General features: G+C 33.8%; 35 protein-coding genes, 1 riboswitch and 1 other annotated feature. Of the genes, 14 read left to right on the plus strand and 21 right to left on the minus strand.

Annotated elements, in window-relative coordinates:
- Positions 1-32: 32 nt before the first annotated feature.
- Positions 33-773 (minus strand): hypothetical protein, encoded by a 741-nt coding sequence (locus tag NSQ89_RS10795; RefSeq protein WP_336044671.1) that lies wholly within the window; start codon positions 771-773, stop codon positions 33-35.
- Positions 774-1,523: a hypothetical protein gene (locus NSQ89_RS10800; RefSeq protein WP_336044669.1), complete on the minus strand. Its 750-nt coding sequence runs from the start codon at positions 1,521-1,523 to the stop codon at positions 774-776.
- 185 nt (positions 1,524-1,708) lie between these two features.
- On the opposite strand from NSQ89_RS10800, the gene NSQ89_RS10805 reads away from it, so the two are divergent.
- Entirely contained in the window at positions 1,709-2,323 is a 615-nt protein-coding gene (locus tag NSQ89_RS10805; protein WP_061796352.1) for a DedA family protein, read from the plus strand.
- A gap of 399 nt (positions 2,324-2,722) precedes the next feature.
- Here the strand turns inward: NSQ89_RS10805 and NSQ89_RS10810 are convergent, their stop codons facing one another.
- From NSQ89_RS10810 to NSQ89_RS10840, 7 genes are all read right to left on the minus strand, one after another.
- The gene (locus tag NSQ89_RS10810) at positions 2,723-3,193 is read right to left on the minus strand and encodes an HXXEE domain-containing protein (RefSeq protein ID WP_341132613.1); all 471 of its coding nucleotides are present in this window, start codon (positions 3,191-3,193) and stop codon (positions 2,723-2,725) included.
- A 298-nt stretch (positions 3,194-3,491) separates the two neighbouring features.
- On the minus strand, positions 3,492-3,827 hold the full coding sequence (locus tag NSQ89_RS10815; RefSeq protein ID WP_047940516.1) for a cupin domain-containing protein: 336 nt from the start codon (positions 3,825-3,827) through the stop codon (positions 3,492-3,494).
- Positions 3,828-3,867: 40 nt separating this feature from the next.
- Complete coding sequence (locus NSQ89_RS10820) at positions 3,868-4,209, minus strand: PH domain-containing protein (RefSeq protein WP_082138225.1); 342 nt, start codon at positions 4,207-4,209, stop codon at positions 3,868-3,870.
- 68 nt (positions 4,210-4,277) lie between these two features.
- Positions 4,278-4,820, minus strand: a complete 543-nt coding sequence (locus tag NSQ89_RS10825; RefSeq protein ID WP_061796355.1) for a GNAT family N-acetyltransferase — start codon at positions 4,818-4,820, stop codon at positions 4,278-4,280.
- A gap of 219 nt (positions 4,821-5,039) precedes the next feature.
- Entirely contained in the window at positions 5,040-5,714 is a 675-nt protein-coding gene (locus tag NSQ89_RS10830; RefSeq protein WP_341132614.1) for a Type 1 glutamine amidotransferase-like domain-containing protein, read from the minus strand.
- Positions 5,707-6,279, minus strand: coding sequence for a histidine phosphatase family protein (locus NSQ89_RS10835; protein WP_369988083.1), 573 nt, complete (start codon positions 6,277-6,279; stop codon positions 5,707-5,709). The genes NSQ89_RS10830 and NSQ89_RS10835 overlap by 8 nt, the downstream gene beginning before the upstream one ends.
- A 24-nt stretch (positions 6,280-6,303) precedes the next feature.
- Complete coding sequence (locus tag NSQ89_RS10840) at positions 6,304-6,834, minus strand: GNAT family N-acetyltransferase (protein WP_341132615.1); 531 nt, start codon at positions 6,832-6,834, stop codon at positions 6,304-6,306.
- A 302-nt stretch (positions 6,835-7,136) separates the two neighbouring features.
- On the opposite strand from NSQ89_RS10840, the gene NSQ89_RS10845 reads away from it, so the two are divergent.
- The 3 genes from NSQ89_RS10845 to NSQ89_RS10855 all read left to right on the plus strand — a co-directional run bounded on the left by NSQ89_RS10845 (position 7,137) and on the right by NSQ89_RS10855 (position 8,853).
- Positions 7,137-7,967 (plus strand): type II toxin-antitoxin system SpoIISA family toxin, encoded by an 831-nt coding sequence (locus NSQ89_RS10845; protein ID WP_047940511.1) that lies wholly within the window; start codon positions 7,137-7,139, stop codon positions 7,965-7,967.
- A 143-nt stretch (positions 7,968-8,110) separates the two neighbouring features.
- A complete protein-coding gene (locus NSQ89_RS10850) occupies positions 8,111-8,293 on the plus strand; it encodes a hypothetical protein (RefSeq protein WP_061796358.1) in 183 nt (60 codons plus the stop codon).
- Positions 8,294-8,718: 425 nt separating this feature from the next.
- A complete protein-coding gene (locus tag NSQ89_RS10855) occupies positions 8,719-8,853 on the plus strand; it encodes a hypothetical protein (protein ID WP_268874777.1) in 135 nt (44 codons plus the stop codon).
- 20 nt (positions 8,854-8,873) lie between these two features.
- On the opposite strand, the gene NSQ89_RS10860 is transcribed toward NSQ89_RS10855, so the two are convergent.
- The 4 genes from NSQ89_RS10860 to NSQ89_RS10875 form a co-directional block, all read right to left on the minus strand.
- Positions 8,874-9,389, minus strand: a complete 516-nt coding sequence (locus tag NSQ89_RS10860) for a hypothetical protein (RefSeq protein WP_047940509.1) — start codon at positions 9,387-9,389, stop codon at positions 8,874-8,876.
- 310 nt (positions 9,390-9,699) lie between these two features.
- Positions 9,700-11,340 (minus strand): methionine--tRNA ligase, encoded by a 1,641-nt coding sequence (metG, locus tag NSQ89_RS10865; protein ID WP_144580797.1) that lies wholly within the window; start codon positions 11,338-11,340, stop codon positions 9,700-9,702.
- 94 nt (positions 11,341-11,434) lie between these two features.
- Positions 11,435-11,694, minus strand: a binding site (T-box leader).
- Positions 11,695-11,775: 81 nt separating this feature from the next.
- Entirely contained in the window at positions 11,776-12,534 is a 759-nt protein-coding gene (locus tag NSQ89_RS10870) for a class I SAM-dependent methyltransferase (RefSeq protein ID WP_047940703.1), read from the minus strand.
- Positions 12,535-12,699: 165 nt separating this feature from the next.
- Positions 12,700-13,083 carry a PH domain-containing protein gene (locus NSQ89_RS10875; RefSeq protein WP_047940507.1) on the minus strand — a complete coding sequence of 128 codons (384 nt, stop codon included), beginning with the start codon at positions 13,081-13,083 and terminating at the stop codon, positions 12,700-12,702.
- A gap of 141 nt (positions 13,084-13,224) precedes the next feature.
- On the opposite strand from NSQ89_RS10875, the gene NSQ89_RS10880 reads away from it, so the two are divergent.
- The 4 genes from NSQ89_RS10880 to NSQ89_RS10895 all read left to right on the plus strand — a co-directional run bounded on the left by NSQ89_RS10880 (position 13,225) and on the right by NSQ89_RS10895 (position 14,837).
- Positions 13,225-13,548 carry an ArsR/SmtB family transcription factor gene (locus NSQ89_RS10880; protein ID WP_047940506.1) on the plus strand — a complete coding sequence of 108 codons (324 nt, stop codon included), beginning with the start codon at positions 13,225-13,227 and terminating at the stop codon, positions 13,546-13,548.
- Between the two features lie 27 nt (positions 13,549-13,575).
- Positions 13,576-13,806: a hypothetical protein gene (locus tag NSQ89_RS10885; protein WP_047940505.1), complete on the plus strand. Its 231-nt coding sequence runs from the start codon at positions 13,576-13,578 to the stop codon at positions 13,804-13,806.
- Positions 13,807-13,818: 12 nt separating this feature from the next.
- Positions 13,819-14,046 carry a hypothetical protein gene (locus NSQ89_RS10890; RefSeq protein ID WP_047940504.1) on the plus strand — a complete coding sequence of 76 codons (228 nt, stop codon included), beginning with the start codon at positions 13,819-13,821 and terminating at the stop codon, positions 14,044-14,046.
- Positions 14,047-14,141: 95 nt separating this feature from the next.
- Positions 14,142-14,837 carry a DUF3298 and DUF4163 domain-containing protein gene (locus NSQ89_RS10895; protein ID WP_144580799.1) on the plus strand — a complete coding sequence of 232 codons (696 nt, stop codon included), beginning with the start codon at positions 14,142-14,144 and terminating at the stop codon, positions 14,835-14,837.
- 220 nt (positions 14,838-15,057) lie between these two features.
- Here NSQ89_RS10895 and NSQ89_RS10900 read toward each other — a convergent pair whose 3' ends face one another.
- Positions 15,058-15,576 (minus strand): HAD family hydrolase, encoded by a 519-nt coding sequence (locus NSQ89_RS10900; protein WP_047940502.1) that lies wholly within the window; start codon positions 15,574-15,576, stop codon positions 15,058-15,060.
- Between the two features lie 286 nt (positions 15,577-15,862).
- Between NSQ89_RS10900 and NSQ89_RS10905 the strand changes: the two genes are divergently transcribed.
- The gene (locus NSQ89_RS10905; RefSeq protein ID WP_047940501.1) at positions 15,863-16,186 is read left to right on the plus strand and encodes a hypothetical protein; all 324 of its coding nucleotides are present in this window, start codon (positions 15,863-15,865) and stop codon (positions 16,184-16,186) included.
- Between the two features lie 51 nt (positions 16,187-16,237).
- Here the strand turns inward: NSQ89_RS10905 and NSQ89_RS10910 are convergent, their stop codons facing one another.
- Positions 16,238-16,399 carry a hypothetical protein gene (locus NSQ89_RS10910; protein WP_156485378.1) on the minus strand — a complete coding sequence of 54 codons (162 nt, stop codon included), beginning with the start codon at positions 16,397-16,399 and terminating at the stop codon, positions 16,238-16,240.
- A 201-nt stretch (positions 16,400-16,600) separates the two neighbouring features.
- On the opposite strand from NSQ89_RS10910, the gene NSQ89_RS10915 reads away from it, so the two are divergent.
- The 4 genes from NSQ89_RS10915 to NSQ89_RS10930 all read left to right on the plus strand — a co-directional run bounded on the left by NSQ89_RS10915 (position 16,601) and on the right by NSQ89_RS10930 (position 18,978).
- Positions 16,601-16,783 carry a hypothetical protein gene (locus NSQ89_RS10915; RefSeq protein WP_047940499.1) on the plus strand — a complete coding sequence of 61 codons (183 nt, stop codon included), beginning with the start codon at positions 16,601-16,603 and terminating at the stop codon, positions 16,781-16,783.
- A 103-nt stretch (positions 16,784-16,886) separates the two neighbouring features.
- Positions 16,887-17,762, plus strand: a complete 876-nt coding sequence (locus NSQ89_RS10920) for a LysR family transcriptional regulator (RefSeq protein ID WP_047940498.1) — start codon at positions 16,887-16,889, stop codon at positions 17,760-17,762.
- Between the two features lie 146 nt (positions 17,763-17,908).
- Complete coding sequence (locus NSQ89_RS10925) at positions 17,909-18,289, plus strand: CidA/LrgA family protein (protein WP_235844422.1); 381 nt, start codon at positions 17,909-17,911, stop codon at positions 18,287-18,289.
- The gene (locus tag NSQ89_RS10930) at positions 18,286-18,978 is read left to right on the plus strand and encodes an LrgB family protein (RefSeq protein ID WP_061796380.1); all 693 of its coding nucleotides are present in this window, start codon (positions 18,286-18,288) and stop codon (positions 18,976-18,978) included. Before NSQ89_RS10925 ends, NSQ89_RS10930 begins: the two co-directional genes overlap by 4 nt.
- Before the next feature lie 316 nt (positions 18,979-19,294).
- On the opposite strand, the gene NSQ89_RS10935 is transcribed toward NSQ89_RS10930, so the two are convergent.
- Positions 19,295-19,498, minus strand: coding sequence for a cold-inducible protein YdjO-related protein (locus tag NSQ89_RS10935; RefSeq protein WP_171510321.1), 204 nt, complete (start codon positions 19,496-19,498; stop codon positions 19,295-19,297).
- Positions 19,499-19,935: 437 nt separating this feature from the next.
- Here NSQ89_RS10935 and NSQ89_RS10940 point away from each other — a divergent pair, with 437 nt between their 5' ends.
- Positions 19,936-20,223 carry a DUF6509 family protein gene (locus tag NSQ89_RS10940; RefSeq protein ID WP_047940493.1) on the plus strand — a complete coding sequence of 96 codons (288 nt, stop codon included), beginning with the start codon at positions 19,936-19,938 and terminating at the stop codon, positions 20,221-20,223.
- Positions 20,224-20,293: 70 nt separating this feature from the next.
- Here the strand turns inward: NSQ89_RS10940 and NSQ89_RS10945 are convergent, their stop codons facing one another.
- From NSQ89_RS10945 to NSQ89_RS10965, 5 genes are all read right to left on the minus strand, one after another.
- Positions 20,294-20,686: a hypothetical protein gene (locus tag NSQ89_RS10945; RefSeq protein WP_047940492.1), complete on the minus strand. Its 393-nt coding sequence runs from the start codon at positions 20,684-20,686 to the stop codon at positions 20,294-20,296.
- A 204-nt stretch (positions 20,687-20,890) separates the two neighbouring features.
- On the minus strand, positions 20,891-21,091 hold the full coding sequence (locus tag NSQ89_RS10950; protein ID WP_047940491.1) for a cold-shock protein: 201 nt from the start codon (positions 21,089-21,091) through the stop codon (positions 20,891-20,893).
- 157 nt (positions 21,092-21,248) lie between these two features.
- Entirely contained in the window at positions 21,249-22,706 is a 1,458-nt protein-coding gene (locus tag NSQ89_RS10955) for a DEAD/DEAH box helicase (RefSeq protein WP_047940490.1), read from the minus strand.
- A 499-nt stretch (positions 22,707-23,205) separates the two neighbouring features.
- Positions 23,206-23,406, minus strand: a complete 201-nt coding sequence (locus tag NSQ89_RS10960; protein WP_016203922.1) for a cold-shock protein — start codon at positions 23,404-23,406, stop codon at positions 23,206-23,208.
- 270 nt (positions 23,407-23,676) lie between these two features.
- The gene (locus tag NSQ89_RS10965; protein ID WP_047940489.1) at positions 23,677-24,522 is read right to left on the minus strand and encodes a bifunctional 5,10-methylenetetrahydrofolate dehydrogenase/5,10-methenyltetrahydrofolate cyclohydrolase; all 846 of its coding nucleotides are present in this window, start codon (positions 24,520-24,522) and stop codon (positions 23,677-23,679) included.
- A gap of 43 nt (positions 24,523-24,565) precedes the next feature.
- Positions 24,566-24,649: riboswitch (ZMP/ZTP riboswitch) on the minus strand.
- Positions 24,650-24,820: the final 171 nt, after the last annotated feature.

Raw genomic sequence — 24,820 nt, forward strand, 5'->3', positions numbered from 1 at the left:
GATATTCTGCTCTCCTTTTTATGGAGAGCTTTTTACCATTGTTCACCTTCCCATTCATCCATAATTACTATATCTTCTGTTGCGGCACCTGAACTGGTAATCCCACCATTTTCATAGCTATTAAGTGGTACTACATAATTATTTTTCTTATCATATCCTTTAACCCCATAATATAGTCCTTCACCATTGTAAGAAATAAAATCTTCCTCCTGATTCTCTATCTTTATTTGTGCTGCATTCCATATGGCTCCCCATTTATCTGGCACTTTGTATATACCATATGGTTTTCCACTGATTGATACGTCTTCCTCGATTTGAATTGCTGGTTCATACCATTCACCGCTCCAGCCACTTGTAAAATGTCGGTCTCTTATTAAATAGAAAGTAAGAGTTTCTATCTTTTTTTTAGAATCAAGATTCCATAGAAAATAGGATTCTGACTGATTTCCCGCCTTTATCCTCCATATAAGCGGTTCTCCAGTGGTTGATACATAGGTTACTTTCCATTTATTATCTATCCATTCTAATAAACTATAGCCATATTGATTATCACTAGAAAGATGTGGAATGAAAATATGCTTTTCATCTAAGGCTCTTTGGTCAAAAACTCTATTTATGTTCATTTCACCAGTATCTTCAATCATTTTTCTTATACTAGTTTCATTAGGAAGATCGGATGGAGAGCTTTCGGCTTCCTTTAAGAAAAGAAAAATAAAAAAGCATATAGCAATCATGACTACAACTAGTAAATACCATACTCTTTTAAATTTCATCTAATCTGTTCCCCCTTTTAATACAGATTCAGAGGAGCGAAAATAGTACTGACCCTTTTCTGTTGAAATAAGCATCCCCTTTCCATCTCTTTCCATATAAATGGTAGATTCATAGCCAATCCCCCACTTTGGAGTCGCTCCTAAAAGAATATAGGGAAAGCGTTCCATTGTCTGATCTGGCATCTGTTCTTCCTCTTCCCATTCTTCCTCCTTAATTTCTGGAAATGATTCATAATACCATTGCTGTGTATCCATTTTCCCAATCTCCCAAGAAGACAGACTTTCTATAAACAGCTCTTTATTAAGAACTGCTTGTTTGCCTGAAGGATGAATTAATAGAATGCCAGGATTATTTAGTTCAGCTAAAAAAGTCTCTACTTTATCGGTTGGATACAACAAACTCTGTACCAGAATACTAAGCAAGGTTGTAATAAGAAAAATATAATTTCCAAAGAATCCAAGCCAAGCAAATGGTCGATACACCTTCCAACGTTCTTTCCGCTTTCCAAAAACCAATATAAGTATCCATACACCAAGTGGTAAAATAGCTATCTTTACTGGTGTTTCACTAACCATAAATGAAAAGTTAAAGCAAAATAAACCGATGTATAAAATAATGGCCATTTTCCATATAACAGGTTTTTCTGTTTGTTTTCTATACACATAACATACTGCACCGATAAGTATGCCCCAACCAATTATAGTCATCATACTTGTAATTAACGCATTGGGAATCCAATAATCAAACATATACATCTCCTATAAATCCATTGAATTAATCCTTATTTTAGCACAATTACCAAATAACAACATCTCATTTTGTAAAAAAGTGAATGATATCATAATTGTAGAAATAGGATTATATTAGATGGTTTTAAAAGCATATGGTAAGATATTTTTATATGATTGAATGGAAAATATAAGGAGTGCATGGAATGGAAAATTGGATAATAGAAACGATGGAAAATTTTGGATATACAGGTATTTTGATATTGATTATGTTTGAAAATATCTTTCCACCCATCCCTTCGGAAGTTATTTTGACCTTTGGAGGCGCTATGACTGTAAAGACTAGTATGACCATTACAGGCGTTGTCATCGTATCTACAATTGGTTCTGTACTTGGAGCTATTATTCTTTATTTTATCGGTTCCTTATTGGATATAAAAAGATTGGAAAAAATTATTGATAAATGGGGCCATATCCTTCGTTTAAAAAGAGATGATTTATATAAAGCAGATCGCTGGTTTGATAAATTTGGCTATTGGACAGTCTTCTTCTGCCGCTTTATTCCACTTATTCGAAGTTTAATTTCGCTGCCAGCAGGCATGGCAAAAATGAATTTTGGTATTTTTCTATTTTTAACAACGATAGGTACATTCACATGGAATTTCGTTCTTATTCGTATTGGAGCAACAGTTGGTGATTCATGGGAAGACATCGTTCATTATATGGACATGTACTCCAATGTAGCATACGTGATAATTGCTGTAATAGGTCTTGCTTTTATTGGACAATACATATATAAACGAGTCATTAAGCAAAAATAAAAGGTCGTGGCTGGGACAAAATAAAATATATAATGGATAAAGAAGAACAATCTCTAATTTAGTGGTGAAACCAATTCGTTCCATTACACTACAGACACTTGATGAGTCGGGGAGCAAACTAAGCCTCCTCATATAGTGAGGAGGAGGATTGGCGCTTGCCCGATGGAAAGCGAAGTGTATTCAGACAGCGGGTGATTACCACAAACCTCCTTTCTTAAATTTAATTAACCCCCGAACAACTATACGAATATTTATTAGTGTGTACGTATAATTGTTCGGGGTATATTTGATTGAAAGACTTATGTCCTACCCTCTTTTTGTTCCTTTTCATTTCGGTAACAAGATTTCTATTTTCCAACTAATCTATTTTTTAATCCAAAGCGCTATCCTAAGAAGGAGTTATTTTACACCAATTTTGAACAGAAAAGGAATAAGCGCCACTAAAATAATCCCTACTGTAAATGTGGCAATGACTAACTCATTCCATCTAATTAAATTTATGGAAAACATATGATAGATTACGAATGAATTGATTGGAAGGTTAAGTAATAAACCAGTAAGAAGTCCAGGTGCATACTTTTTCAAGCAAATAGTTGCAACAAGATGCGGAAAAATAGCATTTAATATCATTGAACCTAAAAATCCAACAAAAATCCATTTCGCTAACACTGATTCTGGCCAGTATAAAAAGCTGGTTGCAGACACATAAGCTAATATAGTTACAAAAATAACAGCAATATAGAATTCACTTGAAGTAACTGGCTTTTGAAACCTCGAAGATTGCTGAGACCATTTAGGAAGCCAAATTGCCTCTTCTATATTATGAAGTGTAATAGCAAAACAAAAAAGTAGTATATGAGAATAGTCCATATCCCTTTACTCCACCCTTAAAGTAATTTTTCCATTTATCCGGACTTAATTTTTATGTTTCCAAATAATCCGGTTTAAAGAATAGTATGCTGCGACAATTAAGAGAAAAATAAGATATACATTTACTGGATGTGTGTCGATAATTCTTCCATGTAAAAAGGCAAACAAGAAATGACAATTATCCCAAGAACGAATATCTTTACTACTAATCTTTCATCCTTCATCCATTATTCTCCACATTCTCAGATGATTATAGAAAGCACTTTGTCTTTCCTATAAATAATGGAAAGTTATAGCTTTAATCAGGCTTCTTTAAGTTTGCAGCTTGAATTATGACTGCTGTCAAACCAGTATCAGATCCTGTTTCATGCCATTCTCCTTGCTCCCAAAAGACTGCCTCCCCTTTCTTTATAAGAAGCTTCCTATTATCGGTATCTCTAACCCAGCCTTCACCCTCGACTACATGGAACAGCTGTGGAACCGGTGCTGGATGATTACCTAATATTCCTTTTGGACCAAGCGTTATTATCCCAATATTCGTAGCTTCTTCTGTTTTCATGATTTTACAATAGCTAGCAGAAACAGAATTGTATTGCTCTATGCTTTTTCCTTTACCAATTGTAATTAATTTCATTTACCATAATCCTTTCTTTTTATCGGCACAGAATAAACAGTTATTTATACGTTTTTATTTTCGTCATAAAATCCTCTATATCCTCACTAATAAGCTGTTTAAATTTTATTGTATCCTTTTTATACTTTATCGTTATATATTGATTCATTAAATTTCGCGTTAACTGAATTGCTTCTATATTTGCATAATCAAAACTTTCGATTAGTTCATTTCCAGGAATGGAGTCTGCACAGAAAATTAATCGTTTTTCTGTTGCTGCCAGCATTCCTGGACGCACTATTTTTTTATAAATAAACACTTCCAATGAGCATCTAATAGATCCTTGTATCGTTTCGTTTTTCTTTAGTTGTTGGTGCAATATTTGCAAATCTGCTATCATCATTTCTTCCTCCTTCGCCTTTTAAATTACTTTACGGCTGAAGTCGGCAAAAGATTCCTAATCTATTAACCTTAATCATTAGGATTAATGATAGCCAGAATTTGATGGTCTTTCCACTCTCCGTTTATTTTCACATTGCTTTTGGCTACTCCCTCTTTGTGAAACCCAGCCTTTTCCAGTACGCGAATCGAGCCAATATTATGGGGCATCACTCCTGCTTCTAATCGATGTAGACTAAGTGTATGGAAGGCATAATCAACTAATTTTTTCACAGCAAGAGTCATATAGCCTTTGCCGTTACTGTCTTTATCAAGAACATAACCAACAATAGCATTATGTGCCGGCTCTCGTCTTACCATATATAAATTAACACTTCCAATTAACTCATTGGACTCTTGTAGAAAAATGCCAAAATGATAATCAATGTCTTGCTTTGCATTTTCTTTCCATGTGTTAATAAGCTGCTGTTGAAAATTCAATGTATAGAACTCTTCCTTGCGAGCAATCGAATATTCCTTAAAGAAATCTCGATTTTTTAATTCGAGCTTCCATAGTCCCTCTGCATCCTTTTCCTCTAATAATCTTATGTAAATAGAATCTGTTGTTTGAACCATTTTTTATCCACCTCTCGAAATCCTTTTTGTAATCATCTTTACAAATGAATACTACAAAATTTTCTAGAAATAATAAATGCAATTTATCATTTGATTTTCTGCTTTTTAAACTAGGTTATAATGAATATCTTTCTAGCAAAAAAAGGTAATTGCAAAGTGACTATATTAAAGGTCTTTTTTTCTATTGGTTATAAATTTGATTGCGTAAAATTTATATTCCTATAAAAAGTTGATCTTTTCCATTTCTTCGAGACGATTGTTTTTAATCTGAAAAACATTATTTCCTTCTACAGCCATTAACCGATTGTTATAAAAATACATTCCTGTACCTTCGTCTATTCCAAAATGTTCATGGGGCTGAAACTTAATAACAGCTTTCCTTAAATGATTTTCATCCATCCATTCACTAAAATGAACAGCAATAACCGTATTTTTCAACAGCCCTAATCCTGTTTGCCACTTAAAATTTCGATCTTCATTGTCATTTGCTGAAATGATACAATGCTCCATACTAATTAGAGCTCCAGCAGAAAAACCAGCAATTGGTACTCCTGCTGAAAATTGTTCTTTGAGAATCCTTGATAAAGTAGTCTCGACAATATACTTTGCATAATGTTCCGTATTACCACCACCGATGATAATCCCGGCACTATTCTTTAGCAGTTCAGCGGCCTCTTTCTCTGAAATAGTTGGCAAAGGGATAAATTGGAATTCTGTTATTCCATTTTCCACTAATATTTTTGTATACTTGGGCATATATTCCTTCCAGTTTGGTCTATCGATAATTAGCAAAGAAATTTTTCCTGTTCGCACCGAGATCAGTTCGGAAAATTTTCTTGCCATTTTATATGTAAATGGTGGGCCGCCGCCAAATAAGAATAAATGTCTATCCATTATTATCCTCCCATATTCTCTGAACCGTTATTAATTGATTTCCTTTAAATATTAATTTATAAATATCAGGCATCTTTAAATTCTTCCAAAATGAATAATCATAGTCCTTTGAAAAATAATTCATGATTAAAACCATGATATTTCCATGTGTTCCGATAACAATTTTTTTATTTTCATATTGCTTTAGTATTTGAAATAAAGCTTGGACTCCTCTTTGTTGGGCTGTTATATTAGACTCTCCACCATCCCAGAAAAAGGTTTCCTCTCTCCAAACTTTTTCGATGGCAGTATTAAAATCAGGAATAGATCCTTTTGCCAATTTACGTTCTCTAAATTCGGAGATAAGCTTGATATCTGTTTGAAAATATTCTGCAATTCCTTCTATTGTCTGAATCGCTCTCTTATATGGGCTCGATAAAACGATATCGATAGCTTCCTTTTCCATTCGTTTAGCTACTTGTTTAGCATCCGAGCTGCCTTTCTCCGACAAAGGTCTGCCTCTTTCATCTTCGGAATAAATGGAGTGTGCATGCCTGACAAAATAAATCGTTGTTCTAGATTCCAAATTGTTCATCCCATCCAGCATTTTTTATTCATCTTTCAGAATAGAGTATACATTTATATCAAACGCCTTTCCATTCTGTTCATAGTACTTTCTCAAAACACCTTCATGCTGAAAGCCAAGCTTTTGAATAAGTTTATTTGATGCTTCGTTTTCTAAATAAATCATCGCTCCTACCCGATTTAAATGAAGCTCTTCTAATGCATAGGAGACAACTTTTTGGACTGCTTCAGCTGTATAACCAGAGCGCCCATATTCAGGATGGATTTCATATCCGATTTCTGCTCGTTTATGAGAAAGTACTAAATTGTTTAAACCAAGTGTACCAATAAGTCGGGTAGTCCCTTTGAGCTGCATGCCCCATCTAATTCCTCGTTGATTTTCAAAGTTATTAGAAAAATGCTCTATTAATGCTTCTACTTGCTCTATACTTGTAAATGCCTCTTGCCCATAATACTGCATGACTTCTTTATTAGAAAAATAAGCAAATAAATCCCCAGCATCCTCTTTCTCAATCTCTCTTAATAGCAATCTCTCTGTTTCTAATATTGGAAACATCCTTATTCCCCCTTTTCTCTGTTGATCTTTATTTTACCATAATTTTCTTATTATAAGGGATAGACTTAGATTATCCTAGGGGAACTATTTTAAATATTTTCACTTCCCTTCAATTTTTTATTCTCATCCAAACATTTGGTTAAAATAGACAGAATCCAGATTATAAATCATTCTTCCTTAAAAAATGTCTGACTATCTATACATTTTATATGTAGAAAACGTTTTTCTTTTTCTTTTATTTTCCATTACAATTATTAATGCATGTTATAATAGTTGGTAAGCGATTAAAGGGAGGATAAACATTGGCGGCAATCTATTTTGTTTTTATTACGGCAATGATTTTATTGATTGTTCTTTCACTCATCTATTTTTGGTGGCGAACAGATAAATATGTGGAAAATCTCCAAGCAATTCGAAAATCATATTATGTTTTATTTTTTCTCCTTGTTTGCCTTGGAATTTTGACAAAGCAGCTGCAAATGGCTGACTGGACCATGATTTTATCATTAGCATGTGCAGCAGTGTTCATTGATATTGCGGTTTTTCAAACACCTGATATTCTTAAAATTTGGAATACTGAATTTCAACATAGTAATTATATTCGGAAAACGATTCGCAAAAATGAAGAAGTATTAGGCTACAATGCTAAAAAGGTTCAGAACTTCACTGAAGTTATTTCCAAAACAGCTGATCATTTTATGGAACGCAATCTTCCCCAGCATTGGCGCCAATATAAAGATGAATTACGGACCTATTTAAACCTATACGCAGACACATTTCAATTTCATATTGCGATTTTCCCTTTTGCGATTAGTGCAAGTGCGGAAGATTTAAAGCAAAACTTAGAATCTGCTTTTAATAGTGTAGAAATTTGCTATAATATTAGCTTTTTAGACAGAGAAGTGAAAGAAAATGTTATTCAAGATCTTCTCGCTGGAAAAAGTATCCCCTTAAAAGATCCAGAAAGTAATATAAATAATGAGGATTTAGTTAAAAATGTTTTCATCGTTGCATATTATGGGGAAAGTTACAATATGTTGATAGGTATCAGCTCCCAGTTCGTGGAAGTGGACGGAATTGACGCTTCCCACATTCTTAATTTAGCACAAATTTTCGATTGGTACATGGTTTAAGGCTCCTTTTTACCTGTTTTGTAGTATAATAATATGTAGAAAAAAATGCATGAGCAAAATTTCACGATCTAAAGATTTATAGTTTTGGAGATTAATAGCTTGTGCCGGATTTTATAAAATTTTTCTATAAAGGAGGAATTGATATGGCAGAAAAAAAGAAAACTGCAATTGCTTCCACTCCTACACCATTCAATAAACCAAAGAACCAATCAAAAAAATCAATGAATCCGAATAGGAGAAAGATGACAGTAGCAGTATCAGAAACATTTGAAGATATTCATGACATGAATAAGAAAGCATTAAACTTACTAGCTAAACGTGCCTAATGAAACAGAGTCTTTAGACAAGGAGGGGAATTTCTGCTCTAAAAAATTCCTCTCCTTGTCTAAGACTCTTCTTTTTTTCCGGTATATATTAAAATCTGTGAGATGTGCGGCTTAATATATGATAAATGGTAAATGATTGATTAAAAATAGGTTTGGAAATTCCCCACTAATTTTTTGAAAGCAAGCTGTAGCTTTTTTGCATTATTTTATCAGACGAACAACTACCACCATTTATTGTTTATTTTCTTGCTGCTATATTTATCATCCTGTATTTCGTTTCCTGAATGCTCACTGCAGAAAAATAATAATTCAACGAGGAATGCTGCAAATAACAATTTACAAGCTAATGATTAGAAAAATTACTTGTATAAAAACACTAATTATACGGACAACCTATAAATAAAAAGTCACGAGGCTATTTTTGTATGACATTAATAAGAAAACAAAGCCAGAATCCCAATAGACGGCATATGTCTGTACCAGCCATGCATTTTTCTGTTTCCGTATACAATAAACAGGCTTTAGCTATTTTAGAAACGATTGAAAAAAGAAAAAGATGATCCTTTTCCTTCCATGGCCACTATTTTATTTTAGGTTCTTTCTTACTGTACTGCATATCTGCTTCTAAATGCTTATCCATATAGGAGTAAAATTTTTCCATTGTATCTTTTTCTTTTAAAATGCTTTGAAGCTTTTGAGGATCTTTCCTAACTACCTTATGTTTTTTTAATAGCTGAAATACATCTGGCAAAATACTGATATCTTCACTTTCTAAATGTAAAATGGATTGGTCCTTTAATTGAATAATTATATTGACATGTAAAGACGAGCCTAAAAGGTATAGGTAGACAGTAGGAACACGGTGTACATTAAATTCCACAGAGACGATGTCTTTATATCGTATTGTTCTTAAATCCCGTTTCTTTTTCCGTCTAAATAACCCGCATGGTGTAAACAGAATTCCTAAATCATTAAAGCTTGTATAATATATGGGATAAAGCTTACTTGCATAAGGAGGATATTTCTTTTCATATACCTCGATAATAACTGGTAAGACTCTGTTCTTTTTAGGTGATACAAACTCACTCCACTTCATTTCCGCTCCCTCCCAATTGTTAATTGCCTCCTTCAACCCCTTTTATCATTCGCTCTTTGATTATAATCTATTTTATTCTGTTACAATAATTATATTGCCAAGCAAATTCTTCTTTTTTAAACTCTATATTCAGCATAGTATATTCTATGTCTAAAGAAAAAGTTATAAAGATTCGTACATTAGATAATTTATTCGTTAAGTATAAGCTATTTTCCTCTATCTCCTCTGAAAATACAGCAATTTTCTACAGCATATTTTTTAGCTCTCCCCTTTTCAATCACCGTCAAAAAAAGGGGAGAAATGACAAAAATTATGAATGTTTTTGTCCCATTATCAGCAGATTTAGCTCTTCTTCTATTAATCCTAAATCTAAGCGCGCAAAAAGTGGCGTGACAGATAGTATTTCCTCAGGAAGTGTAGGCTGTAATCGCCACTCTAAATTTGTAATCCCAAGCATTGCTCTAATTTTCCGGGTGGAAAATGGGACAAAAGGTTCAAGAAGCTGGGCAAGATTGACAATCATAAATGTACAATTTGCTAATGTGATTTCACCTGCCTCCTTATCATTTTTTACTTGTTCCCACGGTTTTTGTTGATCAAAATAGCGATTTGCAGATCGAATATAAGCAAAAATTTCTTCTAACGCTTTTTTACTTTTTCCTCTTTCTATCCAATTACCTGCGCTTCGATAAACTTCGTCTGTGCTAGCAATGATTTCTTTGGAGACTTGTCTATTGGGAATCTTGCTGTTGTATGCTTTTTGAATAAACTTTAAGGTTCGATTCACAAAGTTCCCATAGGCGCCTAATAATTCACTATTATGACTATAAATAAATTCTCGCCACGAAAAGTCCGTATCTCTGGTTTCTGGAGCATTTATCGTTAAAAAATACCGAAGCGAATCAGGATCATATTTCTGCAAAATATAAGGAACCCAAACAGCCCAATTTTGACTAGTAGATAATTTCCTTTTTTCTAATGTTAAATATTCACTGGAGACAATATGGGTTGGTAGAGAATTTCTTCCCAATCCAAGTAAAATACTCGGCCAAATAACTGTATGAAATGGAATATTATCCTTTCCATGAACATAGTAAGATATTGTTTCAGAGTTCCAATAATCATCCACATGGAGACCTTTTGCTTTACAGGCCTCCATACTTGCTGTTAAGTAGCCTGCTACCGCTTCGATCCATACGTAAATTTTCTTTCCTTCAAAACCTTCTAATGGCACATCAATCCCATTAGGTAAATCTCTAGTTACTGCCCTATCTGGTAGTCCTTCTCGCAAATATCTTTTCGTTAAGGAAACTGCATTTTCATTCCAGAGCTGATTATCTTCTGCTTGTTTTACATAGTTTTCTAGCTCTTTCTGAAAATTGCTAAAAGCGAAATAGAAATGTTCTGTTTTCTTAATGACTGGCTCCTCCCCACAAATTTTACAACGTTTATCTTCTAATTCTAGTGGGTCTAATATCGAAGAACAGTGATCGCATTGGTCCCCTCTGGCTCTTTGCTTGCAATAAGGACAAATTCCTTCTACAAATCTGTCTGGCAAGAACTGATTATTCTTTTGGCAGTATGCCTGCTCTACGGTTTTTTTGGATAAATACCCCTTTTGCAATAAGCTTAGAAAAATCTCTTGAACAGAAGCATGATGATGCTTTGCATCTGTTCTTGTGAAAAGATCATATGAAAAGCCTAGCTTAGAAAAACACTGGGAAAATTCAGCATGATAGCGATCCGCTATTTCTTGAACGGATGTATTCTCTTGTTGGGCGCGAATAGAAATAGGTGTCCCATTACAATCACTTCCTGATACGTAAAGAACTTTTTCTCCCTTTTGCCGATAATAACGGGCTAAAATGTCCCCTGGCAATAATGCTGCCACGTGCCCTAAGTGCAAAGAGCCATTCGCATATGGCCATGCTCCTCCTATAAATATACTCATATTTACTTCCTCCTTTTATAGAATTGCTTCTTTCGTTCATTTGAAATTATTTATCCAAATAAAAAAAGCATAAAAAAACGCCCTAATCTAAAAAGATTAGGACGAGTTAACCCGTGGTACCACCTAGCTTCACAAATAGTTTACACTATTTGCCTCTATTCAGTACGTCTTTAAAAAAAGAAGAGATACTGCTGCTGTTATAACGAGTGCCTATCTCGTCGTAGTCTACTCACGGATCGTTTTCGGTACGAAGCTCCAAGGTCATTTTCAATAAGGTTCATTTGCCTCTTTTCCACCGTCAGAAGCTCTCTATAATATCTCCCCTTATTTACTTTTCCTTTTCAACGCCTACAAATTTATTAAGACTTATTGTAATTATATCCATGCTAAATGTCAATATGTTTTGAAAAAACAGGATAATTTCTACCATCCACCCTATATGACAGCGCCTACATAAACATGCAGATCATTAGGAACGATAATGTTTCCATCTTTACTGTACTTATCGAAAAGAAACCCCAGTTCTTCTACAAATTCATCATAAAAAGGATCACCTTTTTGCGGAGAATAAGATGCAGAAAGATTTCGGCCAATAAAATGTTCTTTATTCATTTTTAATGGATTGGATACCGCATAATGTTCATATCCATTTGTGAAAAAATGCTGCAGACCTAAACGATCAATATTTATACCGCCACTAAAACCTTGGAAATTCGGACAATATCTTTTGGATATTTTAGCAGTTTCTGAATTTAATTGACTCGTATGATCACGACTATTCCAAATGAGCATCACCTGACCATTTTTCCTTAGTATACGTCTGCATTCTTTTTTAAATGCATCCGCTTCAAACCAATGAAACGCCTGTGCAACTGTAATTAAATCCACACTATTATCTGCGATTCCTGTGTTTTCGGCTGAAGCATCTAGGCAAGTTACTTGTTTGAAGTCTTCCATTCTTGCTTTAAGAATAGATCTCATATCATCATTTGGCTCTATAGCGATAATATTTGTGCCGATATTTGCAGCTAGCTCGGTAAAGATTCCTGTGCCTGCTCCAATATCTGCGATGACAAAATGATCATTTGAGCCACTATACTCGGAAATAAGCTCCTTAAAAAAACGTTTAGGATAACCTGGACGATAGTGATCATATAATGTAGACTTCCCTGAGAATTTAGCCTCTGAATTCATTGTATTCCCCCTCTTTTTAACCAGACCATTTCCTTCTGCCCTAATTAATCCTATTTCCACCATATTAAATAAATATTCCACAAATAGCACTACATTCCTGCTATTGTTTGATTAGAAACAGTCCAGCTTCCATTCAGACTTCATGCTGGACTGTAATCTTATAGATTAGGCTTTAGCAACATAACTTGCCAATGCTTTTTGGACGTCATAAATACTGTTATCTTTTTTAAACTGTTTTGAAATGGCGGGCAATTCTGCCCCAGAGATCCAAATTTTTAATTCAGCATCCAAATCAAAGTGACCTGCCGTTTCTATACTGAAACGCGAAATACTTTTATATGGTACAGACATATACTCAACTTTTTTACCTGTCAGTCCTTGCTTATCAACAAAAATTAGTCGTAAGTCTGTGAATACAATTAAATCTCTGACTAATTTATAAGCAAGCTCGATTCTTTCATTCGAACCGATTATGCTGCTTAATTCTTTTTCTAGTTCTTTCACATCTGTTTCACTTGCATTTCCCAACAACCCATTTAAAAAGCCCATTTAATCAACTCCATTTTTTGTTCATATAAAAATTTAAGATTTGTAGCTTAATTTAATTATCTACTTTCTTGCTAATGTTTGCAAAATATTCGATAATCATCTACTTGATTTTCTTTTACACCTGTAATAAAATTATTACATATGAAACATATAAAAAATGGAGACAAATTACTTCTTGTTCTTGAAGCATTATCAAACCCATACCGTTTGAAAATTATCGCTATCTTGAAAAATGAAAAGAAATATGTCAGCCAACTAGCAAGAGAGCTTGGAATCAGTAGACCGTTATTATATTTACATCTTCAAAAATTAGAAAATGCAGAATTAATTAAAGGTCATCATGAAATTTCTGAAGATGGAAAAGCAATGAAGTATTATGTGTTAATCCCTTTTTCGCTTCCTTTATCAGAGGAATTAATTGCAAACCTGGCTGATAGTGTCACGATTAAGAAAAGAAAGGAGTAAATAAAAAAATATTTTAGGGGGAACAAAATGCAAATATTTAGTATGATCAATCTCTTTATCGTAAGTATTCCTATTCTAATTGTACTTGGTTTCATATTTTATTTAGCAAGATATATGAAAAGAGCGGAAACTCGAGCAGATGAGAAGTTGAACTTAGAAAAAGAAAACATAGCTTATCAAAAAGAACAAATAGAAGCACTCCACAAATTGAAAGAAAGAATTGTGAACATCGAAAAATTGTTAAATGAGACAAATTAAAGGAGATAAACGATGAGCGTTCTTTTATTATTCTTGCCAACTTTAATTCTTTATATTTTTATTCCAGCTTTGCTGATTTTTATTCTCGTACGTTTTCTAAAAAGAAAAGAAGCACGAGCTATAGAAAGACTAAAAGTAGAAAAGGAAAGCCTTTCGATACATAAACAGCAAATGACCATTATTAATGACTTAAATAAAGAACTTTACGCGATTGAAAAAATGCTAAAAGATGTAGAATAATCTACACCATTTAGCATTTTTTTCTTTATCTTCATACATTATTCATTCAAAAAAGGGAAAAATAGTATTAAGACTAGGAAGGAATGAAGTGATGTATGAAAAGACAAACAAATTTACCATTGATAATCATGGTTATCCTCGTAATTATTATTCAACCTTTAAATGCTTTCGCCATTTCACCGAATGTTGTTATTACAAAACAATATAAAAATATTGAAGAACTAAAATATCCATCCCTTGTTAGTGCTCCTAACAACAAAGCGCAGAATAGCGTGAACAAAATCTTATTACAACATATAAAAGCATCGTATAATCAATACATAAAGTTGATGAAAGAAATGGAAAACCTAAAAAAAGATCCAATTTGCAAAGAATCAGCATCTGCCTGTCAGTTTGAATATATAACCAACTATCAAGTCAAATATAACCAAAATAATAAATTAAGCATTTTGTTTTCTGACTATCAATTTACCGGGGGAGCACATGGGAATACAGTGATAACAACCTATAATTTCGACCTCAAATCAGGAAAGCTATTAACATTAGATGACTTTCTACCTTCCAAGGAACATTATGGCAAAGTCACAACTTATGCGATAGCATATATGAAAAAACACCCAGAAATTTTTTACTCAGATGCAAAAGAATTCACCGATTTTAAAGTGACAGACGAAACGGATTTCTATTTAGCAGATAACGGGATAGTGCTCATTTTCCAGCAATATGAAGTTGCCCCGTATGCTTCTGGCAATCCTTCGATATTCATCCCGGCATCTGTATTCTCTATATAAGGAATAATAATTTAAAAAGTAAAGGTGCATTATTATACATTGCTTGAAGCCGAAACAGCTTCATCTAAAAAACCGATTCTGAAAGAGTTATTTTATGCGAACTAAAATAACTCTTTCAGAATCGTATTATAATTAATGAAAAACACGAATAATCATTAGAAGATCGTATGCAGGCTTCTAATAATTATTCGTGTTCGTCTTTTTAGTGGATATTCAACTGCTATTTTCCTTTATTTTTTCTTTGTCTCTCTATTTCTGCTTGCAGGCGGCCTTCAGGAGCAAAGTCTTTTTCCCAATTTGGCGGCTTAATAATTTTACCATCTTCTTCTCTAAATCTTGGTTTACCATCTTCAAATAGCTTACCCATATTTGCTTCTTGAACAATTTGGAAGAGAGAAAATGGTTCAACACCAGCAATGACAAAACTTCCTTGATTAAAGTATTCTACATCCGTTAAAGCATCCATTTGTGCTACTAATTTATCGTCAACGGGTTTCTTTTCCGAAAGTATTTTATCAGCAGCTTTATTTAGTCCCTTTAAAAACTGCTCATATAATGCTTTAAATTTACTTTCGTCCCCTTCTGCTGTTGCATATAAAAATTCTACTAACTCTTCTCCAGTCCAAACTGCTCGATTAACAGCTGTTTTTTCTGCGATTGCAGTAGGTTCTGCAGCTACTTCATGTCCAAATGCTTCATGAAATTTTTTTACCATATGATACATTGTATTATTATCCATTATTACTCCTTCTCACAACTTTAGCCAATTCCCTCAACTAGTCTAGCTTGGTTTAGTTAAGAATTGCTGACTTAATTAATTAATCATAGATATTGTACCATTAGATTCCCTGTTTTGCAGGGGATTCGATTAATTTTAAAAAATTTCACGGCAAAAGGCTTCTATATCTTTTATATAACACCTTTAAAATCCTATTATAATAATCTTTTTCAAATAGTGAAAAAACACTAATTTACTACAGTTTAATAGCCTGTTATAATACTAGAGGGAAAGAGGTGTTTAATCAATGGAGATATTTAGTATTCAAGAATTAGAAAAAGTAATACGTCATGTCGAAATTGAAGGACAAGGGGGAATTTTTCAAGAAGAAACAGGGAAACAACCTAAAGATTATCCGAAGGAATTCCTTGGTCGTATCGTTAATTACATTACTGATAATCAGTTAATTAAAAAAATCCAGAAATTAACCGATGATGAAGCACTTCACTTATTTGTAAAATCAGTATACGTTGTCTGTATTAAGGATTTACATAGCGCTGATGATATCCAGGAACAAGATCTTGTACAAAAAGTTTTTTCTGATTATTTAAAAGAAACATCGATGGCCTAATAAAATATAAATATATTTTGCAACATAACAAAGACTAGGATGGCTTCCACCCTAGTCTATTTTTTCCATTGATTTAGTACGGTACATATTACTGTATATAAGCTTTGTCGGATTTTTTTTGTATAATTTTTCATATTTCTTGTGGGCCATTAAGTTATCTTTCCAATTAGGAGGAAAGACGATTTTCTCTTTTAATTCTTGAAAAATACTCATGTTTTTCCCACCCTTATCTAGATGATAATCTTCGTATACCCGCTTCCACTCCTTCTTTAAACCTAATTTTCCTAATCCATTTTTATTTTTTAGTATGGAAAGGATTTTCCCAAAAAGAATCACACAATAGTTGTACTTCCCTCCATCTTTGCGTAAAATAAATAAATAGTTATCTATTTTTTAAAGGACAGGAAGTTAATTATGACAAAATTCGGTTGGTTTTTATCGTTGGTTGGATTTCTTGCAATCTTAAGTAGTATTCTTTATCCATTTGATGTTATTAGTAAGCAAACAGTCTTGATTCTTCTTTTTGGAGGCGCTGGAACTATGTTTGTTGGTTCAATGATTAGAAATTTATCCCTTCTTAAAAAAATTCCAAAATAACTGGAGGAAAACGGGAATACTAAGCTAATGCCCCATTTCTATCCAGTCACAAGGCTGTCTCTACAAACGGGACAGCCCTTTTCAATCAAGAGGAGGAAGGAAAATGGAAATTAGACAGCTACATTACTTCGTTGAAGTGGTGAAACAAAAAAATATGACAAAAGCCTCGGACAAGCTGCATATTTCACAGCCTGCTCTAAGTAAAGCGATCAAAAGCTTAGAAGCGGAGATTGGCTTAACCTTAATTCACCGTTCCAATAAAACCCATGAACTTACAGATGCAGGCTCAGTAGTTTATGAATATGGACAAAAAATTATTGCTCAGGTGGAAGAAATGTCATCCACCTTGCATGATATGACCAATTTAACAAGAGGAAATATTAATATTGGTCTTCCGCCGATCATTGGAAGCTTATTCTTCCCCAAAATAATCGCCGCATTTCATAAAGCATATCCAAATATCCAAATAAATATAAAAGAATATGGGGCGGCAAAAGTTGTGAAAAGTGTCGAAGAGGGTGAATTTGAAATGGGTGTCGCTGTTCTTCCTTTAGCAGATGAGGCTTTTAACGTCTTCCCACTTGTAAAGGAAGAAATGAAATTAATAGTACCTGTATCTCATCGGCTTGCAAATAAAAAGAAGGTGCAAATGAAAGAATTAAAAGAAGAAGAATTTATTTTTTACAGTGAAGAATTCGCCTTATATGAAATTATGCGCAAAAAGTTCATTCAAGAAGGATTTGAACCAAATATTATCTTCAAAAGCTCCCAGTGGGACTTTATGGTTGAGATTGTGGCAGCGAACCTAGGAATTTCGATTCTCCCCGAATCAATATGCAATCGAGCAAATAATAATCAAGTTCGGTTTGTTGATTTAGAACCTATTACCAATTGGGAACTAGTTATCATTACGAAAAAGGATCGCTATTTATCCGTTGCTAGCAGAAGATTCATTGACTTTGTTCTTAACAATGAATAAGGTCTATATAGCTCTGCTAGCATCATTATAACTATTAGTTATATTAACTATAATTACTATGTATTTTACGAATAACCAAGTTAAGCGTATGATATTCATATACGAAACAGATGGAAGATTTCATTCCATCAAATGAATATCAGAAGGTGATCTCATTGAAGAATATAGTGATAATTGCTGGGCAAATCATATTCCTTCACGTTTTTCTTTTTATCGGGATGGGAATTAAAATGATTGTTACGATACCAATTCCTGCTTCAATGATTGGATTAATAATTCTTTTTATTGGATTAAAGCTTAAATTAGTGAAAGTGGAATGGGTAGAAAAAGGAGCAGCTTGGCTGCTTGCAGAATTGTTATTATTTTTTATTCCATCAGCTGTTGGAATTGTTAATTATAACGAAATTTTCAATATAAAAGGAATTGAAACAGTCTTACTAATTGCAATAAGCACATTTTTTGTTATGGGGGCTACTGGTTTTACTGCTGAAAAAATTTATAACAGAAAGAGACGTTTTAGCAAATGATCAAAATTATTATTCTTACCATTATGACTTATGTACTTTATCGAATAGCAAAAGCATGTTATAAAAAATATAATATGCCGCTATTTCACCCATTATTAGTTACCCCCATCTTGCTCATCTTATTTATTACTGTTTTTCATATTCCAGCAACAACTTATATGGAATCAGCTCAGCCTTTAACCCATTTATTGGGTCCAGCGACTATCGCTTTTGCTGTTCCTATTTATAAAAATTTACATTTATTGAAAAAGCATTTTTCCATTATTATAGTCAGTGTAACAACAGGCACATTGGTTGCTATCTTTTCATCCTATTTATTATCTATTTTGATTCGATTAAACAATGATTTTATTATGAGTATTTTACCGCGTTCCATAACTACCCCTATCGCTATTGTTGTTTCAGAAGAAATCGGTGGTCTGCCGACATTAACAACAATATTCGTCATTATAACAGGGGTTCTTGGAGGAATTATAGGTCCTTATGCTATAAAATGGCTGTCCCTTCGTTCTCCCATTGCAAAAGGCTTAGCGCTTGGAATGGGAGCACATGGGGTTGGAACATCAAAAGCAATGGAAATTGGTGAACAAGAAGCAACCTTCTCGACATTAGCCATGATATTAGCAGCATGGATCACTGTCCTATGGGGTACATCCTTAATTCCATTAATGCTTAGCTTGACTGTATGATTAATCGAGTTTTAGGGACAAAAAATTTTATTGGAGCTGCATTAAAAACGCAAAAATAGTGCTAGAGACATTAAACTCCTAAGGAAAGGTGAATGTCTCTAGCACTATGGAATGTTCGATAAAAATGATCAAAAGAGCTCAAACGATATATGTTTGCATTTATGTATTTATTTGCGTTTATTTTAAGCTGGAAAATAAACACAAATATCAAAAAAATCTCCATCAGTGGTTTGGACCATACAAGATTTATCCCACTAAATATAACCTTCAGTGGAAAAGTCTTGTGAGGTCCATCCTATTTTGGAAAATTCCTCTTTTATTTTGAATATATACTATTATTATTTACTACTTGAAGCTCTCTAGTTGTTTTTACCATGTCACTTCCGCAGATTGGGCACTTTGGTGTCTCACTGCTTTTAAAATTATCACGAATCCAACATTTACATGTGTCTGATGTACAATCCCAAACCACCACTTCTTCTTTAACAATTTCTTCATTATTTCTTCTACCAAATCCCATTGCCAAATGAAGCACCTCCAGGAAGCTAATTATTTGTTAAAACTTCGATTCCCATATTCGTTCATAAAAGTAAATCATTTACTGCTACGAACTAAATAATGAACTACAAAACGATAGTTTTAACTGGATAAAAATAAAAAACACTTGTAAACCAGAGAAAAACATAAAAATCCCTAAACAAGTGTAAACAAAAAATATGAACAAAATCTATTATTAAATATACCATATCCTGATAAAAATGTCAAACTGTTTATTATGCCATACTTTCTACCCTCAATGCAAATATTATTTTAAAAAACTACTTTATTTTTTTAAAATCGATTAGAGAGCAATTTAGTCCTAGCAAGAATACAATTAGCTATTCCCGCTTTTATATGATATTATTTTCAGAGTGAAACCACTATAATATTGTTGCGAATTTATTGGAGGTTTATGGAGTGAACATTAAAGAATATACTGTTGAGGAAATTAAAGATCCTACCGGCATTCTTGCTGGTCAGCGCTTTGAATTTTTTCTTACTGTCGAGTTTGATGAGGAAGATGAATTAGCAGATGAAGATCATTTACAAATAAAAATCTTATTTTCAGTAGACGAAAATGGATCCCGTATATTGAATTATCATTTTTATAATAGTTTAGAAAATAAATATTTGGATTATGGTTTAGAGGATGAAGAATTAGAACAAATACAAGCATTTTGCAAGCAGCATTATTTAGAGGATTAATATTAAACCAATGCCGTTCAGATGGAATTACGCTAATAAAGCTGGAGAAAATAATCTCCAGCTTTTTTCTTTATACTTCTACCGATTTTCCATCCTCTACAATATGGTGCATTAAATGAGCCAGATAGTGAATAGGGCCAAAGTCCTCTTCCTCTTCTTCGCCTTCTTCATATTGGAGATCATTTAGGTGCAAGGCAACAAATTGATAAAAATCTTTTAGTTGAAAACTAAAGCATGCTGTTGGTTCTTCCTTTTCTTCTTCATATTGCAGAACTAAGTATGATTCTTTACCGTGTTCATCTTCAGCGTCAAAATAAATAAAGAATCCGATATTTGTATCTAATTCAAATAATTGACGTGTACCGCCACTGGTAACACGATTAAAATCGTCCTCACTTAGTTTTTGCACAATCATTTGGTCTACTCCATCTTCTACATGAAAATTCACTGTAAATTCTTTCATGGTCTGCACCTCTTTCTTTCTCTATATCACTTAACAGATCAAAACTAACTCCACTTTAAACTCAATGTGGAACACAGCTGCATGATCCGTAAGAAACAAACATCAAGGAAATTTTTTCCCGCTTGATGAAAGTATTCTATCTTATTTTATCCAAACAGTTTCCATTTAGCAAAAAAAGAGCCCCGTAGGACTCTTCCTTACATTTTATAGTTTTGTTACATTTACAGCCTGCGGCCCGCGGCTGCCTTCTTCTATATCAAAATTAACTTCTTGACCTTCGTCTAAAGTTTTGAATCCTTCTGTTTGGATTGCTGAATAATGTACAAATACATCTTCTCCGCCATCTACTTCGATAAATCCAAAGCCTTTTTCTGAATTAAACCATTTTACTTTACCTGTTGCCATTTTTTTATTGCCTCCTAGATTTAAATAACAAGGATATATCCTATCCTTCATTTAACTAGTTTCCCCAATTTATTTCTTTTAAAACGCTGAAACATTAAATTCCATTATTTTCTTCCTACTATTAGGGAGACATAGGTATAAAGTAAACTTAAAACGATTACTTACTTCTGTTACGACTTCTAGGTCTTCTATCACCAGAAGAGTTTGGGCGTTTTCTATCATAGCTGCCTCGTTCTCCCCCACGATCAGAACGACGTCTACGATTACCGCCGCCAGATCGGTTATCTTTTTTCTTTGAACGCAGTGGCTCAACAGCCGTTAATTTAACTGGTGTAGCATCTGGCTCTTTTGTAAGAAGCTTCAATGCTGCTGCAAGTAGTGTTACAGAATCTGTTTCTTCTAATAAACCTTCTGCAACTCGCTTATACTCTGCATAGTCATTTTCTTCGATTGTTTTGGCAATTTTACTAATTGTTGCTTGTTGGTTTCCAGCTAACACATCTGTTAGAGAAGGAATCGGCTTTTTCGTCATTGATTTCTTCGTCACATTTTCAATAATACGTAAATGATCAAGTTCTCTAGGAGAAACAAATGTTACAGCAAGACCTTTTTTACCAGCACGTCCTGTTCTACCGATTCGGTGAACATAGCTTTCTGGATCTTGTGGGATATCAAAGTTATAAACATGAGACACACCGCTGATGTCAAGTCCTCTAGCTGCTACATCTGTTGCTACCATAATATCAATGCTTTGTTCCTTGAAACGACGAATTACTTGGTCACGTTTACCTTGTGGAATATCACCATGAATTCCTTCTGCAGAGTATCCACGTTTAATAAGACCTTCCACCACTTCGTCCACACGTCTCTTCGTACGACCAAAGACAATAGCAAGTTCAGGTGATTGAATATCCAGCAAGCTGCATAATACATCAAATTTTTGACGTTCTTGTACTTCGATATAATGTTGCTCAATGTTTGTAACAGTCATTTCTTTCGCTTTCACTCTTACAACTTGAGGTTCAACCATAAATCTTTCAGCAAGGCTTTGAATTCTTTTCGGCATTGTTGCTGAAAACAATAACGTTTGACGAGACTCTGGAGTTTCGCTTAAGATTCTTTCAATATCATCAATGAAGCCCATGTTAAGCATTTCATCTGCCTCATCAAGAACAATCATTTTTAAATCTTGTAAACGAATTGTCTTACGCTCAATATGGTCAATTAATCGACCAGGTGTAGCCGCAATAATTTCCGGCTTCTTTTTAAGTCCGCGAATTTGGCGGTTAATGTCTTGTCCACCGTATATTGGCAGGGTACGGATTCCTTTTACTGAGCCAATACGATTTAATTCTTCTGCTACTTGGACTGCTAATTCTCTCGTTGGAGCAATAACTAGTCCTTGAACTGCTTTGCCAACCTCAATTTTTTCTAATAAAGGCACACCAAAGGCAGTTGTTTTACCAGTACCTGTTTGAGCTTGTCCAATCATGTCCTTACCTGATAATGCAATCGGAATCGCCTGCGCCTGAATTGGTGTTGGCTCTTCAAATCCCATATTTGATAATGCTTTTTCTAAACTGCTGCTTAATTTAAAATCTGAAAAAGTTGTCAATACTTTTTCCTCCTTGTTATTGTACTCCGTTGATTGATATTCCTTAGAATATAGGACCAGAAATGTCGTAGGATAGGATCTTTATCATTTTTAAATGAATGGATCCCACTAATTTTAGCGCATGATTACTCTTATATAGACCTTAAAACACCGCCCTATTATTAGGGACATTATTTGTTTAGAAAATACCAACCTAGAGTGTATTGTTTTATTTTGTTATAAATATATACTCTCCATTTTATTTCACTTTTTTTCATTTTCCAAAACATTAAGGTAAATAGGACCAATTAAAAGCCTGCATACCATACTTTAGTGGGAAATTATGTGGTTTTTTAACGGATGAATATAATGAAGTTGATGGAGAATTTTTTATCCAAATGCTAATCTAAGCCATTGATTTTTGTTATTCTTCCTTTCAATGAAAAACAAAAGCTTTATGGGAAACATCATTAAAAAAGGTGATGCATTTTGAAAGGCATCACCTTTTTTTGTTTTCTTATTAAGCTTTAGTTACGTTAGAAGCTTGTGGTCCACGGTTACCTTCAACGATTTCAAAAGTTACGTCTTGGCCTTCTTCTAAAGTTTTGAAACCTTCTGTTTGAATTGCAGAGAAGTGAACAAATACGTCTTGACCTTCAGAAGACTCGATGAATCCAAAACCTTTTTCTGCGTTAAACCATTTTACTTTACCTGTGTTCATTGTAAAACCTCCAAAAATGTGTTACACACTAAGCACCTAATATAACTTTTAGGAATCGATACGTCATTCAACATGAAAAAGCCGTAACTGAAATGATGTAGAAGAAATCGCCTACATACATTGCAGCTACGACCACCTTATCCATAAAACATATACCGAACTTAATTGCGTTACACTTATAATATAATTTTTTTACGTTTTTGTCAATAACGTTTTCAAAACTTATAATATTACACCAATAATAGATTTTTCCTGTTTAATTTTTTAACGTTATTCCCCGATTGCTGCTTCTGCAGAGTCAACCGTATGCTTTAACAGCATACTAATCGTAACTGGTCCAACTCCTCCTGGAACCGGGGTAATGGCAGAGGCTTTTTCTAAACAAGCTTCATAATCAACATCTCCGATATTGCCTTTATTATAGCCGGCATCCAAAATAACGGCACCTGGTTTAATCCATTCACCTTGAATAAAATTAGGTTTTCCAACAGCAGCAATCACAATGTCTGCTTGTCTGACATGATTTTCTAAATGAACCGTTCTTGAGTGGCAGGTTGTCACGGTTGCATCTTTATTTAAAAGCAATGCAGAAACAGGCTTTCCTAAAATTGGACTACGCCCTACTACTACCGCATGTTTTCCATTAACTTCTATATTATAATGCTCCATAATTTTCATTATAGCTGCTGGAGTACAGGATGGATATTTACCAAATCCTAAAGCTGTTTGCCCATATCCAAAACTAGTAACACCGTCCACGTCTTTCTCAATCTCAATTGCTTCAAATGCTTTCCGTTCATCTATATGGCTTGGAACTGGATGTTGTAAAAGAATCCCATGCACCTTTTCATCCTTATTTAATGAATGAATCGTTGCTAACAACTCTTCTGTTGTTGTTTGTTTATCTAAATGAATTTTTCTTGATTCTATGCCGAGCTTTGCACATGCATTCCCTTTCATTCGTACATACGTTGCGGATGAAGGATCATCGCCAACTAATATTGTTGCCAAGCATGGAGTAATCCCTTTTTCCTTTAAAGCACTTATTCTTCCTCTTAATTCATCTTTTACTGCATTTGCTACTACATTTCCGTCTAAAATTAATTTTTCCGACATGTATATACCTCCTGGTAAATTATAAAAAAGAAGTGCTTTTTTGCCCTTCTGCCCAGACGACCGGCTATACATATACACAGCTCCCATATGGTTATTTCCATTTATGTCGTCAGTCACTATGTATTGATAAGTTCATTTGTATCATATCATAGCTCCCTTTCAAATAAAATAATCTTCCCGTTATTTTATTTGAAAGATAGTGGAAAGTACCAGATTAGCTTTATCAAATATAAAAGGACCTTTTAAGTCTGATGATCAACTCAGATTTAAAAGGTCCCATTCATGTATTCATCGATCG

Source organism: Niallia sp. FSL R7-0648, assembly GCF_038007005.1.
Classification (GTDB): domain Bacteria; phylum Bacillota; class Bacilli; order Bacillales; family Cytobacillaceae; genus Niallia; species Niallia circulans.